The 12662-nt window shown below is 68.1% G+C and carries 10 protein-coding genes; 6 read left to right on the forward strand and 4 right to left on the reverse strand.

Annotated features, from left to right (window positions below; genetic code table 11):
- The first annotated feature begins 76 nt into the window (after positions 1-76).
- Both IPJ87_11010 and IPJ87_11015 read left to right on the forward strand, forming a co-directional pair.
- The gene (locus IPJ87_11010; GenBank protein MBK7942383.1) at positions 77-553 is read left to right on the forward strand and encodes a sigma-70 family RNA polymerase sigma factor; all 477 of its coding nucleotides are present in this window, start codon (positions 77-79) and stop codon (positions 551-553) included.
- Complete coding sequence (locus IPJ87_11015) at positions 550-2256, forward strand: hypothetical protein (GenBank protein MBK7942384.1); 1707 nt, start codon at positions 550-552, stop codon at positions 2254-2256. Before IPJ87_11010 ends, IPJ87_11015 begins: the two co-directional genes overlap by 4 nt.
- Positions 2257-2259: 3 nt before the next feature.
- On the opposite strand, the gene IPJ87_11020 is transcribed toward IPJ87_11015, so the two are convergent.
- From IPJ87_11020 to IPJ87_11030, 3 genes are read right to left on the reverse strand one after another with little or no spacing between them, the layout of a single operon-like run.
- Positions 2260-3453: a hypothetical protein gene (locus IPJ87_11020; protein MBK7942385.1), complete on the reverse strand. Its 1194-nt coding sequence runs from the start codon at positions 3451-3453 to the stop codon at positions 2260-2262.
- A gap of 34 nt (positions 3454-3487) precedes the next feature.
- The gene (locus tag IPJ87_11025; GenBank protein ID MBK7942386.1) at positions 3488-4345 is read right to left on the reverse strand and encodes a hypothetical protein; all 858 of its coding nucleotides are present in this window, start codon (positions 4343-4345) and stop codon (positions 3488-3490) included.
- 52 nt (positions 4346-4397) lie between these two features.
- Positions 4398-6830 (reverse strand): phenylalanine--tRNA ligase subunit beta, encoded by a 2433-nt coding sequence (locus IPJ87_11030; protein ID MBK7942387.1) that lies wholly within the window; start codon positions 6828-6830, stop codon positions 4398-4400.
- A 112-nt stretch (positions 6831-6942) separates the two neighbouring features.
- Here IPJ87_11030 and IPJ87_11035 point away from each other — a divergent pair, with 112 nt between their 5' ends.
- From IPJ87_11035 to IPJ87_11045, 3 genes are read left to right on the forward strand one after another with little or no spacing between them, the layout of a single operon-like run.
- Positions 6943-8154 (forward strand): sterol desaturase family protein, encoded by a 1212-nt coding sequence (locus IPJ87_11035; protein ID MBK7942388.1) that lies wholly within the window; start codon positions 6943-6945, stop codon positions 8152-8154.
- The gene (locus tag IPJ87_11040) at positions 8151-8687 is read left to right on the forward strand and encodes a GNAT family N-acetyltransferase (GenBank protein ID MBK7942389.1); all 537 of its coding nucleotides are present in this window, start codon (positions 8151-8153) and stop codon (positions 8685-8687) included. The genes IPJ87_11035 and IPJ87_11040 overlap by 4 nt, the downstream gene beginning before the upstream one ends.
- Before the next feature lie 42 nt (positions 8688-8729).
- Positions 8730-9461, forward strand: coding sequence for a lysoplasmalogenase (locus tag IPJ87_11045; GenBank protein MBK7942390.1), 732 nt, complete (start codon positions 8730-8732; stop codon positions 9459-9461).
- 6 nt (positions 9462-9467) lie between these two features.
- On the opposite strand, the gene recG is transcribed toward IPJ87_11045, so the two are convergent.
- Positions 9468-11570 carry an ATP-dependent DNA helicase RecG gene (recG, locus tag IPJ87_11050; GenBank protein ID MBK7942391.1) on the reverse strand — a complete coding sequence of 701 codons (2103 nt, stop codon included), beginning with the start codon at positions 11568-11570 and terminating at the stop codon, positions 9468-9470.
- A 46-nt stretch (positions 11571-11616) separates the two neighbouring features.
- Between recG and IPJ87_11055 the strand changes: the two genes are divergently transcribed.
- Complete coding sequence (locus IPJ87_11055) at positions 11617-12552, forward strand: CHAD domain-containing protein (GenBank protein ID MBK7942392.1); 936 nt, start codon at positions 11617-11619, stop codon at positions 12550-12552.
- Positions 12553-12662 lie beyond the last annotated feature (110 nt).

Here is a 12662-nt window from a genome sequence, read left to right on the forward strand (position 1 = left end):
GCAGCTGATAGCACGATGCCTCCGCGAGGAGCCCAAGGCTCAGTACGAGCTGTACAGGGTGTTATACCCCCTGCTCATGGGCATATGCACCCGCTACGAGCGCAACCGGCAGGACGCGGTGGCGCGGATGAACCAAGGCTTCCTGAAGATCCTCACCCACCTGGCCGACCGGCGTCCGGAGGTCCCCTTCGAGCTCTGGTCGCGCCGCATCATGATCAACACCGTGATCGACGACCACCGCCGCCAGAAACAACGCAAGGCCCACGAGACGCTCGAGGCGCCGCCCGAGCGCGTGGACCTCGCCGAAGTGAACAGCTACCTGGGCCACATGGAGGTGCAGGAGCTCGAGCGCATGCTGGAGCGCGTGCCCGCCATGTCGCGGCAGGTGTTCAACCTGTTCGCGATCGACGGCTTCCCGCATGCGGAGATCGCCGGCATGCTCGGGATCAGTGAAGGCACCAGCAAGTGGCATGTATCCAACGCACGGAGCATCCTGCAACAGGCCCTGGCCCGGGCGGTGGCGGTGGACCGTGCACGAACCCCTTCCCGATGAGCGAGCAAGAACGATTCGACGACCTGGTGCGCCGCAAGTTGGAGGAGCGCACCTTTCCCTTCGCGGAAGCGGACTGGCAGGGGGCGGAACGCCTGATCCAGGCTGAGCGTACGCGCCGCCGCCGCCGGCGGTTCTGGCCCTTCGCCGCCGCGCTGCTCATCGGTGGTGCAGGCATCGCATACCTCAACTTCACCGCGGAGGAGCGCACCCAAGACCGCTCCACGAGCGCTGTTCCGATGGACACGACCGGAGCGCACGCGCCGCTGACCTCCACGCCATCGGTCGACGACGTCACCGCTCCGGCACCCGATGCCGCCACCGAAGCCACGACCGCCACCGAGGTTTCCAGCACCAGCACCCCGGCAACGACCACCACGCCAACACCCGTCGCCAGCACGCCGTCCGCCGCTCCGACCCCGGCAACCGCAGCGGTGATCGGAACCCCGACGCCCTCCCTGGCGCAAGGCGGATCCGAGCGCCGGACCCCGGAACCGGTCGGGCGGCACGAAGCCCCGGAGGCACCCAGGACCGCTGTCACGCAGCCTGGACGCAACGGTGAGGAAGTGGCGCGGAACGATGCGCAGTCGACCATGGACCAAGAGGAAAGCGCCACACCGCGACCCACGTCCGAAGCGGCCCGTTCCACCCACGAAGGACAGCCGGAAAGCTCGGCCGGTGCGCCGGCGATCCCGCCGGCAGGGACACAGGTCGCTGCGGTGCCGGCCGCACCGACGATGCCGACGACCTCCGCGGCACCACCGCCTGACGTGCAGCCCGTGGTGGACAGCGGAACGCAGGCGATCGGCGAGCCAGGTCGGACCCTTGAGCCCACGGATCCAGCCGACAGCACCGGGACCCCGCTCGCGGAAGCCGTGGGGGCGGACAGCACCCTCGCGGCGAGCGGGGATACGGCCACCGTGCCGCTGCCGCTCGTGAAGCCGGCCTCGCCCTGGGAACTGAGCACATTGGGCGGCCTGCTCTGGGGCGGAGGCCGGTACAGCGGAGCGCCGCGTGACCTATGGGACGCGGAGGTGAGCAACGGCCTGGGATGGAGCGCCGGCGCCGAGGTGATGCACATGGGCCGCAACGTGGGCATCGGCACGGGAGTGCATTACAGCTCCTACGCCGAACGCCTGCTGGCGCCCGAACAGAGCCTCACCGAACTGGACGTGGAGCGCTTCTACTTCCTCACGCCGGTGGACACCACAGTGACGCTGAGCACGGATACCTTCTCGATCAACGGCCAGCTCTTCCACACCATCATCAGCGTGGACACCACGATCAACGTGCTTGGTGTGGGCTACGACACCACGACGACCGTCACCGTGCTGCGTGCTGCGCGCGAGCAGGTGAACCGCGTGAGCTATTTGGAGGTGCCGCTGCTGCTGGACGCGCACCTCACGCAAGGGCGCTGGATGTTCGGGCTGCGCGGGGGCCCCACGCTGGGTGTGCTGACCGGGCGAAGAGGTGCGCTGCCCGACCCGTCGCAGGACGGGTACATGGACCTCAACGACGTGCAGTTCCGCAGCCTTGTGTTCGGCTACACGGCCCGCGCCTATATCCGCTACCGGTGGAACAGCGCGTGGTCGGTGGGGCTGGAACCGGCGCTGCGCGGGCAGTTCGGGAACAGCCTGGACGGTGAGCTGAAGCGCAGGACGATGGCCTTCGGCGCCCTGCTGAGCCTCACCTACCGGCTGCGCTGACGCTCATCGCGCGAGCAGCACCCGGGTGACCGGGAGCTCCGATGCACCGATCGCCCGCAGCAGATAGGGCCCCGGTGCCAGGTCCGACAGATCGAGGTACAGCCCTTCACCACTGCGGTCGGCGGAAAGGTGGAAGCTGCGCCCGGTCGCATCGGTCAGCAGCACTTCCCGCACCGATCGGGGCACGGGACCTGTCCATACGTGACCTGTGCTGGGCATGGGCCACGCGTTCCATGATCCGACGGGTGCGGGACCTTCGATGCCCACGGGCTGGCAGTGCGGATCGGTGCACCAGGTCACATCCGGGCCCACCACCCCGAGCTGCAGATCCAGGAAAGGCGGTGTGCCCGTGGTCGCGGATCGATCGCACACATCCACGCTGTCGGTGATCACGCCCAGGTTGATCGTGGAGTCGGTGATGCAGACGGCCCCGGCTCCACGCAACAGCCCTTGGATGCGCAGGTCGCCTGCGATGGAGAGGTAGGCACTGTCGGATGCGAGCCACAGATCGCCGTCCAGCCACACGTCCCCTTCCACCAGGATGAGCCCGCTGTCGATGAGCAGCGACTGGATGCGCAGGTCGCCCACGACGGCGATGTCCCCTTGGTTCGTGCTGGTGTACGGCGTGCGGTAGATGCCGCTCCAGGTGATGACGCTGTCGTTCCTGAAGCGTGCGGCGAACAGCCCCGACCCGACCACCGAACCCCGATTGTTCACGAGCCCCGGTCCGGCGAGCCAGCCTGTGGCCACGGACCCCGTTGGGGTGTTCTCCCATTGGACATCCGAGCGGATCGAATCGGCGGTGATGGCGCCGACATTGGCGAATCCATCCCGTTGAACGCCGAGCCGGATGGCGGCCAGGGTGCCGAAGTTCACCGCGTCGGGCTGCAGGAGGCCGGGCCTCAGCTCCAGGGCCTGCAGGGTGATCTCGCCGAAGTTGTAGAAGATCCCCCCGAGCAGCAGGGAGGTCCCGAACAATTGACCATCGCCCTGCACGTACAGGTCGCCGTCGGCCAGGGTGTCGGGCACCGTGATGTTCACGGTGTGGGCCACGGTGACACTGACGACACCCGAAGGGACACAGGCGCAATCCCAGGTGGCCGGGTCGTTCCAATCACCGTCGGCGACGGACGTGATGGGCTGAGCGGCCAGCGGAGCTGCCACGGGCAACATCAAGGCGAGGAGGATCGGGCGCATGCCCGAAAGTAGCGCTGCCCGCCCTTCCGCTGGTTCAGCGCAACAGAACGAACGCGGCCGAGCGCCGATACTTATCCGTCCTCAGGACCGCACGGTACGATCCGTCCGCCAGCCCATGCAGCGGAACACGGACAAGGTCGCTCGCAAGCGGGAGCGGAGGCATCACCCGACGTCCCCGTGCATCGAACAGCTCCAGGACCGCGCCGGCCTCCCCACCGAGCACGGTGAGCACATCACCGGCGACGACCGTCCGCAGCCCGGCGCCACCGCCGGACCCATTGATCCCCGTTGTGCACGGTCCCAGATCACAGAAGGTCACGGTGGGCGCCACTGTACCGGTGTTGCTATCGATGAAGGGCGGCTGTTGGGCCGTGTTGCTCTGATCGCACAGATCAAGCGTACCGCTGATGCTGCCCGTATTGACCACGCTGTCCGTCACACAAACAAAGCCGGAGCCCTGCATCTGGAAGTGGTTCGTGAGGTCTCCCTCCACCTGGATCAACGCACCAGTTCCGTTGATGATGGTGCCGTCGCTGACCAGCTCACCGATGAACTCCGCGAAGTTGTTGTTGGTGAACTGACCGATCATGAGCACCGTTCCGATCATCAGGATGTGACCGTCGTTCAGGAGGTCCGTGGCGATGGTCACTGCCTCCGGAAAGCTCATGGTGATCTCCGCACCCGCGATCACGATCACCTGCGGATGCATGAGCTGGATCGGACCAAGGATCTCCACCGAATGCGCCACCACCACCGTCTGGCCGGGCCCGGGGACACAAGCACAGTCCCAGGTGCTGGGTAAGTTCCAAGGGCCGTTCGTTACGGATTGAACGACCTGCGACGTGGCCATCAGGGAGGTGAGCAGGGCGGAAAGGAGTACGGGTGTCCGCATGTCGTTGGGTGGGTTGCGCAGGAAGGACGTGCACGACCGGCCGGCCGTTGCTTCAGCCACGCACCTTGGCGCCGGTCTCCCGCTCCAAGGCTTCGCGGATGCGCTTCATCGCCTTGTCCACCTGATCGTCGGTGAGCGTGCGCTCGTGATCGAGCAGCGTGAAGCGGAGGGCGTAGCTCTTGCTCCCCGACGGCAGCTTGTCCCCTTCGTACACATCGAAGAGGTCCACCCCGCGTAACAGCTTGCGTTCGGCCTGATGAGCCGTGCGGCGCAGGTCCTCGAACGTGGTCTTCCGATCGAGCACCAGGCTCAGGTCGCGGCGCACGGCGGGGAAGCGTGGCACCTCGGCGAACTGGACGGGAGAGCCGGGCAGGGTCCACAGGGCATCGCTCAGTTCGGCATGGAACACCGGCTGGTCCACGTCATGGGCCTTGGCCACCGCAGGACGCACCGCGCCGCCGAACGCCAGCTGTCCCGCAGGGCCCACCAAGGCGAAGGCGTCATGCAACAGCGGATGCTCGATCGGCCTCACCTGTAGGCGATCGCCGCCATGGGCCCGCTCCACCAGCAGCTCCAGCTCGGCCTGCAGGTCCGCCAGCTCAACAGGCCGTGGACGCTGCCGCCAGCGTTCGCGCACGTTCCTTCCGGTGATCAGCAGGCCGATGCGGGCGTGCTCCGATCGGCGCTCACCGGAGCGCAGGTAGATGCGTCCTTGTTCGAAGAGCCGCAGGTCGCGCTGTTGGCGGGCGAGGTTGTGCGCGGCAGCGCCGAGCAGGCCGAACAGCAGCGATGGACGCAACACATCGAGCTCGGCGCTCAGCGGGTTGAGGAGGCGGATGAGCGTATCGGGGCCGACCGCGCCGAGCCGCTCCAGCATCGCGCCATTGACCAGGGATGGGGTCATCACCTCGCGGAAACCGCGGGCGGCCAGGTGATCGACCGCGGCCTGTGCGGGTTCCTCGGCGCGATGGCCATGCAGCGCGGCGGGTGGTATGGCCAACCGCTCGGGGATAGGCACGCGGTCGAAGCCGTGGATGCGCAGCACCTCTTCCACCAGGTCGGCTTCGCGGTGCACGTCGACGCGGTAGGGCGGCACTTCCACGAGCAGGCTCCGCTCCGACCGCTCGAGGATGCGGCAATCCAGAAGCGCCAGCACGTCCGCAAGCTCCTCCACGCCCATGGAGATCCCAGCGAGTGAGCGCACTACGGCCGGATGCAGCCGCACCTGCCGCCAGGGCTTCGGATGCGGGTACAGGTCCACGAGCGGGCCCGCCAGGCGAGCGCCGCAGTGCTCCACCAGCAACAAGGCCGCGCGCTGCAGGGCCAGCACCGTCATCGCGGGGTCCACACCGCGCTCGAACCGGAACGACGCATCCGTGCGCAGGCCGTGGCGTCGCGCCGTGCGCCGCACGCTCACCGCATCGAAGCAGGCGCTCTCCAGGAAAACGGTGGTGGTGGCCTCCGTGACCCCGCTCCGCAGCCCGCCGAACACCCCGGCGATGCACAGGCCGCCATCCCGGTCGGCGATCATGAGGTCCTCGGCGTCCAGCGTGCGCTCCGCGCCATCCAGCGTGGTGAACCGCATGTCGGCGGCGAGCGGGCCCACGATCACGTGCCGGTCGCGGATGCGATCGGCGTCGAACGCATGCAGCGGCTGGCCCAGCTCGTGCTGCACGTAGTTGGTGATGTCCACCACGTTGTTGATCGGCCGAAGGCCGATGGCCTTGAGCCGCTCAGCCAGCCATTCGGGCGAAGGACCCACGCGGACGCCCGTGAGCGTGACGCCGGCATACCGCGGGCAGGCGTGCGCATCGCGCACCTCCACGGTGACGGCCCCTTCTCCACCACCGTCCGCCTTGAAGGCGGAGGTGTCGGGCATGCGCAGCACGGCACGGGCGCCGGTGCGGTGCACCACGGCGGCGGCCAGGTCGCGCGCCACGCCCAGATGGCTCATCGCGTCCGCTCGGTTGGGCGTGAGCCCGATCTCGAGAACGGAGTCACGGCGAAGACCGAGCTGCTGCGCGGCCGGGGTTCCGGGCGCCGCGTCCGCCGCCAGCACCAGGATGCCGTCGTGGCCCTCGCCCAGCCCGAGCTCATCCTCCGCGCAGATCATGCCGTGGCTCTCCACCCCGCGGATCTTGCTCTTCTTGATGGTGATGGTGCTGCCGTCGCGCAGGTGCAGCGTGCTGCCCACCAAGGCCACAAGCACCTTTTGACCGGCGGCCACGTTCGGTGCCCCACAGACGATCTGCAGGGCCTCCCCCTGACCCACGTCGACGCGCGTAACGCTGAGGCGGTCGGCATCGGGGTGCTTGGCGCGTTCGAGCACGTGGCCCACCACCACACCCGCCAGCATGCCCGGGACCGCCTCCACCTGTTCCACGCGCTCCACCTCCAGGCCGGTGCTGGTGAGCAGGTCGGCGGCGGCGTTCACGTCCAGATCGGTGTCGATCAGGTCACGGAGCCAGTCCCAGGAGATGCGCATGGCGGGCGGATGAAGGGCGGCGAAGATACCAAGCCGCTCCTCCACGGTCGAGCGTCGAGCGCCTTCGTCCGTTCCGGTCCGGTCCGCACCGGCCTAGCTTTGGACCTCGGTCATGGAGTACATCATCCTGTCCATCCCGCTCTTCTTCCTGCTCATGGGCATCGAACTGGCCTGGAGCGCGTGGAGCGGACGGCAGGTGTACCGGCTGAACGACTTCATCGCCAACCTGGGCTGCGGCATCGGATCGCAAGTGGTGGGCGCCTTCACCAAGGCGGTCATCTTCGCGGGGTACCTGTGGACCTATGACCACCTGCGGGTGTTCACGTTGCCCGCCACCGCGCTCACCTGGATCGTCGCGTTCCTGCTGGTGGACCTGCTCTACTACTGGTTCCACCGGCTGAGCCACGAGGTGAACTTCCTGTGGGCCGCGCACATCGTGCACCACCAGAGCGAGGAGTACAACCTGAGCGTGGCCCTGCGGCAAAGCTGGTGGCAGGGCCTGTTCAGCTGGTGGTTCTACGTGCCCATGGCCGTGCTCGGCATCCACCCACTGCTCATCGTCACCGTAGGCGCCTTCAACACGCTGTACCAGTTCTGGATCCACACCAAGGCCATCGGGCGGATGGGTCCGTTGGAGGCGGTGTTCAACACACCCAGCCACCACCGTGTGCACCATGGCAGCGACCCCAAGTACATCGACCGGAACCACGCCGGGACGCTCATCGTGTGGGACCGGTTGTTCGGCACCTTCCAGCGGGAGGAGGAGGAGCCCGTGTACGGCATCACCACCCCGCTCGCCAGCTGGGACCCGGTGAAGGCCAACTTCCACTACTGGGGCGATCTGTTCGGGCTGGCCGGGCGCTGCACGCGGTGGAGCGACAAGCTGCGGGTGTTCCTGAAGCCGCCGGGGTGGCGCCCCGCAGAGCTGGGCGGCTTCCAAGGGCCGCATGCCAAGGACCGCAAGACCTACCGTGTGTTCGACACCTCGGTGGACCGCCGCACGCGCGTGTACACCGGTGCGCAGTTCGCCCTGCTCCTCCTCGTCACCTCGCTGTTCCTGTTCAGGCAACAGCACCTGGCCCCTTGGATGCAAGGCGGTGTGGCCCTGCTGATCATCTGGTGGGTGATGAACATGGGGCTGATGATGGAAGGCGGTCGGCCCGTACTGCTCTCCGAGGCTGCGCGCATCGCGGCGTTCACGGTGCTCGGGGTGGCCACGGCGAAAGCGGCCGCCATCCCGTGGGCCCCGGGGGCGGTGCTCGTCCTGGCCCTGCTCAGTGCGGTCCACCTGGCCTTCATCGCCCTTCGGAAGCACCGATCATGATCCGCCTTCCCATCCCTTCCCTCGACGGACTGACCACGGACCGCCTGACGTTCCGCCGGCTGGTGCCGGAGGACGTGAGCTGGTGGATGGACTACATCGCCAGCGCGGAGGCCATCCGCTTCATGCCCTTCACCGTGGGCAGCCGGTCCGACGCCGAAGCGATGATCCACCGCTCGCTGGACCGCTATGCGGCCGATGGGAGCGGCCTGCATGCGGTGCTGCTGCGCGAGGGCGGCACCCCCGTGGGGCAGGTGGGTCTGTTGACGCAGGAGGTGGACGGGGTGGCCGAGCTCGAGGTGGGCTATCACCTGCGGCCCGGGCACTGGGGGGGCGGATACGCCACCGAGGCCGCGGTGGCCTGCCGGCGCTTCGCCGGAACGCACCGCCTCGCCCCCACGCTCATCTCCCTGATCGACCCGGACAACCACCGCAGTCAGGCGGTCGCGCGGCGCAACGGCATGGCCCCGGAGAAGCGCACGATGCACCGCGGCGTGGAGGCCCTCGTGTTCCGGACGGCCCCCGGCGGGAGGTGAACAGACACGGCGACCGGCCGGCCGTTATCTTGGCGCTCCATCATGGACCCGCGCAAGTCGCTGCTGATCAATGGAGGGCTGTACTTCGCGGCCTTGATGTGCACCCTGTTCGCCCAGGCGCGTGGCCTGCACGTGCTGGAGTTCATCTGCAAGCCGATGCTGCTGCTGGTGCTGTCCAGCTGGTTCTTCTTCAACAGCCGCCGCGTGGGCGATCGCTTCACGCTGCTCGTGCAGGCCGGGCTCTTCTTCTCGCTGGTGGGCGATGTGGCGCTGATGTTCCAGCACCTGGACGAGTTCAACTTCCTGATCGGGCTGGCGGCCTTCCTGGTGGCGCAGATCTGCTATGCGGTCGCCTTCCTGCAGAACGTGGTGGAGGTGGACGGTGCGGAAGGGATGTGGATCTCCCTGCTGATCATGGTCCTGCTGCTGAGCTACGGCTTCTTCTTCGCGTACGACCTGATGCCCTACCTGGACGAGGCCTTGGTGCTTCCGGTGGTGGCGTACGCGATCGCGATCTCCCTCATGGGCGTGGCCGCCGGCTTCCGGTTCCGCCGCACCTTTCCGCGCAGCTTCTGGATGGTCTTCATCGGCGCCCTGCTGTTCATCGCCTCGGACAGCCTGCTGGCCCGGAACCGGTTCGCCCGGCCGGTGCCCATGGGCGAGGTGCTGATCATGGTGACGTATGCCGGGGCGCAGTTCCTCATCGCGGCCGGATGCCTGGTGCACGTGCTCGCACCTGAGGAACGCCGCCGCCGCCAGGCCCTGCGCACCTGAGGCGCTTCAACTGATCCGGCCCCACACGGCCTTGTCCTTGGTGCGATCGTCCAGGGCACGGGCGATGGCCGCCTGAGCGGGATCACGCAGCTCGGGGTCGGCGTCGGTGATGCGGATGGCGGCGGCGCGCGCCTGCTGCAGAAGTTCCACGTCGTGCACCAGGTCGGCCAGGTGCAGCTCCGGCAGCCCGCTCTGCTGGGTGCCCATCAGGTCGCCGGGGCCGCGCAGTCGCAGGTCGGCCTCCGCGATCTCGAAGCCGTCGTTGGTGCGCACCATGGTGCCGATCCGCTCCCGCGCCTCCGACCCGAGCTTCTCGCCGGTCATCAGGATGCAGAAGCTCTGCTCCGCCCCGCGCCCTACCCGGCCGCGCAACTGGTGCAGCTGGCTCAGCCCGAACCGTTCGGCGTTCTCGATCACCATCACGCTCGCGTTCGGCACGTCCACCCCCACCTCGATCACCGTGGTGGCCACCAGGATGCTCGTCTCCCCCTTCTTGAACCGCGCCATCTCGATATCCTTCGTGGGCTGGTCCATGCGGCCGTGCACGATGCTCACCGCGTAGTGCGGAAGCGGGAAGCGGCGAGAGATCGCCTCGAAGCCGTCCGTCAGGTCCTTCAGGTCGCTCTTCTCGCTTTCCTCGATCAACGGATACACCACGTACACCTGCCGCCCCTTGCGGATCTCGTCCTCCAGGAAGGCGAAGACGGCGTTGCGCGCCGAGTCGAAGCGGTGCACGGTCTTCACCGGCCTGCGGCCCGGCGGCAGTTCGTCGATCACGCTCACGTCGAGGTCGCCGTACAGGGTCATCGCCAGGGTGCGCGGGATGGGCGTGGCCGTCATCACCAGCACGTGGGGCGGCACGGTGTTCTTGGCCCAGAGCCGGGCGCGCTGCGCCACCCCGAAGCGGTGCTGCTCATCGATCACCACCAGGCCCAGGTCGTGGAACTGCACGGGGTCCTCCAGCAGCGCGTGCGTGCCGATGAGGATGTGGATGTGACCGCTGCGCAGGGCGGCGAGCAGGCTTCGGCGTTCGGCGGCCTTCGTGCTCCCGGTGAGCAGGCGCACCTCCACGGGCATGTCCTTCAGCATGCGGCCGATGGTGGCGAAGTGCTGCTGGGCCAGGATCTCCGTGGGCGCCATCAGCGCGGCCTGTCGCCCGTTGTCCAGCGCGATGAGCATGCTCAGCAGGGCCACCAGCGTCTTGCCGCTGCCCACGTCGCCCTGCACGAGCCGGTTCATCTGGCGGCCGCTGCCCAGGTCGCGCCGCACCTCCTTCACCACGCGCTTCTGGGCGTTGGTGGGCTCGAAGGGGAGGTGCTCCTTGTAGAAGCGGTTCAACAGCTCACCCACCCGGTCGAAGCGCTGACCTTCCACCCGCTCCTGCACGAGCTTCTTCTGGCGGATGAGCTCCAGTTGGATGAAGAACAGCTCCTCGAACTTCTGCCGACGCGTGGCCAGCGCCAGCTGCTGCGCGTCGGTGGGGGCGTGCAGCTGACGGAAGGCCTGCGCGCGCGGCATGCCGCCCAGCCAGGCCACCAGTTCGGCGCTCAAGGTCTCGGGCAGGTGCAGGTCGGGCAGGTTCACCAGCACCTTGGTGAGCTTGCCGATCGCGCGGCTGTGCAGGCCCTTGGCGGCGGCCTTCTCGGTGGTGCTGTACACCGGCTGGAGGCCCGTGACGCCGCCCACCTGCCAGGCCTCCTCGCTCTCGAGCTCCGGATGCGCGATGTTCGGCCGGCCCTTGAACACGCTCACCTTGCCGTACACCACATAGGGCACGCCTTCGCGCAGCAGCTGCACCAGCCACTTCACGCCCTTGAACCACACCAGCTCGATGCTGCCCGTGCCATCGCTCAGCAACGCGGTGAGCCGCTTGCCCTGCTTCTGCCCCACCTGCTTGATGGCCGTGAGCGTGCCCTTCAGCTGCACCGCCATCCCTTCCTCCACGGCGTCCTTCACCGGGTGGAACTGCGACCGGTCCACGTAGCGGAACGGGAAGTGATGCAACAGGTCGCTGAAGGTGGCGATGCCGAGCTCCTTGCGGAACAGTTCACCGCGCTGAGGCCCCACGCCCTTGAGGTACTCGATGGGGGTCTCGCTCCACGGCTGCATCGCGGCGGACCAAGTTAGGCGCAGGCCCCGTGGTTACCTTCGAGGGATGCCGCTCATCCGCAAGCACAGGTCGCCGCCAGCGGTGGACCGCGTTGTGCAGGACCTGGACCGGGCGCTGGCCGCCACGATCGCGAGCCCGGGTCCGGAGGAGGTGCATGCCCTGCGCGTGGCCCTGAAGCGCGTGCGGTCGCTCCTGCGCTTGGCGCGGCACACACCCGGATGCGGCACCCCGAAGCGCCTGCGGCGTCGCCTGGACCGACTGTTCGACGTGGCCGGCCGCGTGCGCGACCGCCATGTGCTGCTCGCTTTGTTGGCGAACGAGGTTCCGTCCCGCACATCCATCGGCCATTTCCGAACGCGGCTGATGAAGGACGCACCGAAAGCCGATGATCGCCTTCAGCGTGCGCTCCGTCGGCATGAGCGCATGGTGGAAGAGGTGCACGCTGCGCTGGCCGGCGGCCTCGGACGGTCGGGCCCGGCCGCGTGGCGCCGCGCCCTGAATAAGGCCATCAACATCGACCTGCGCGATGCGGCCGAACACCTCCATCGGGACGACGCGGCGGATGCCCTGCACACCGTGCGCAAACGGATCAAGCACGTGGTGCATGCCCTCGACCTCTGGCCGGACCGCCCGCTCCCGCGCGCGCTGGTCCGCTTGCGGCAGCGATGCCGTGGCGCCGAGCAGCTGCTCGGAACGCGGCAGGACCTGGTGATGCTGCGCGACCTGTTGACCGGTACGCGCAAGGGACATGCGGCCGACCCGGTGCTCGCCGCGCGCGTTACAGCCCGGCTGCATCGGATGGAACGCCGCGTGCGCTCCGAACTCAACGCGTTGCTGCCCGAAGGGGCGGATCACTTCGTCCCGAGCACCAGGTCCTCGTCCGCCTTGAGGCCGAAGCGGAAGACCGCATCCGCCGGCAGGGTGGCCGCCGGCCGTTCCACCGTGACCGTGAAGCCCGCTGCGCGCAGGCGGTCGAAGTAATCGCGTCCGTAAAGCCGCACATGATCACGCTGCCCGAAGCGGCGCAGGCGCTCGTCCGGGTCGGTCACCGCAGGGTCCTCGTCGGTGGTGGGTTGCGCGCTCATAGGCAC

It is taken from the genome of Flavobacteriales bacterium, assembly GCA_016713875.1.
Lineage (GTDB): Bacteria > Bacteroidota > Bacteroidia > Flavobacteriales_F > PHOS-HE28 > PHOS-HE28.

Excerpts from the sequence above, each read along its gene's own strand:
- IPJ87_11020 (MBK7942385.1), bottom strand. The coding sequence starts at position 3,453 with ATGCGCCCGATCCTCCTCGCCTTGATGTTGCCCGTGGCAGCTCCGCTG.
- recG (MBK7942391.1), bottom strand. The coding sequence starts at position 11,570 with ATGCAGCCGTGGAGCGAGACCCCCATCGAGTACCTCAAGGGCGTGGGG.
- IPJ87_11035 (MBK7942388.1), top strand. The coding sequence starts at position 6,943 with ATGGAGTACATCATCCTGTCCATCCCGCTCTTCTTCCTGCTCATGGGC.
- IPJ87_11010 (MBK7942383.1), top strand. The coding sequence starts at position 77 with ATGGGCATATGCACCCGCTACGAGCGCAACCGGCAGGACGCGGTGGCG.
- IPJ87_11045 (MBK7942390.1), top strand. The coding sequence starts at position 8,730 with ATGGACCCGCGCAAGTCGCTGCTGATCAATGGAGGGCTGTACTTCGCG.
- IPJ87_11040 (MBK7942389.1), top strand. The coding sequence starts at position 8,151 with ATGATCCGCCTTCCCATCCCTTCCCTCGACGGACTGACCACGGACCGC.
- IPJ87_11055 (MBK7942392.1), top strand. The coding sequence starts at position 11,617 with ATGCCGCTCATCCGCAAGCACAGGTCGCCGCCAGCGGTGGACCGCGTT.
- IPJ87_11015 (MBK7942384.1), top strand. The coding sequence starts at position 550 with ATGAGCGAGCAAGAACGATTCGACGACCTGGTGCGCCGCAAGTTGGAG.
- IPJ87_11025 (MBK7942386.1), bottom strand. The coding sequence starts at position 4,345 with ATGCGGACACCCGTACTCCTTTCCGCCCTGCTCACCTCCCTGATGGCC.
- IPJ87_11030 (MBK7942387.1), bottom strand. The coding sequence starts at position 6,830 with ATGCGCATCTCCTGGGACTGGCTCCGTGACCTGATCGACACCGATCTG.